1 protein-coding gene is annotated in these 261 nt (G+C 37.5%); it reads left to right on the top strand.

Going from position 1 to position 261, the window contains the following annotated elements; translation table 11 throughout:
- Window positions 1–17 precede the first annotated feature (17 nt).
- On the top strand, window positions 18–261 hold a 244-nt coding region (locus H2O73_RS24155), incomplete at its 3' end, for a hypothetical protein (RefSeq protein WP_182110823.1).

Here is a 261-nt window from a genome sequence, read left to right as displayed (position 1 = left end):
ACGGAAATACTACAAATGTGACACAAAACATCTTTATTAATGACACAGTTGAACCTGTTCCAGATGCATCATCTTTACCTGTAATAGAAGTACAGTGTTCTGTAACACTTACACCTCCTACAGCTACAGATACTTGTGCAGGAATTATTACTGGAACTACTGCTACTACGACCTATTCTACACAGGGAGAATTTACGGTTATTTGGGTGTTTGATGATGGGAATGGCAATATTACAGAACAAGGGCAAACCGTAATTATAA

The sequence above is a fragment of the Vibrio marinisediminis genome, assembly GCF_014050145.1.
GTDB classification, from domain to species: Bacteria; Pseudomonadota; Gammaproteobacteria; order Enterobacterales; family Vibrionaceae; genus Vibrio; species Vibrio marinisediminis.
Note: the sequence above shows the minus strand (reverse complement) of the source record. Positions and strands in the feature narration are given on the sequence as shown.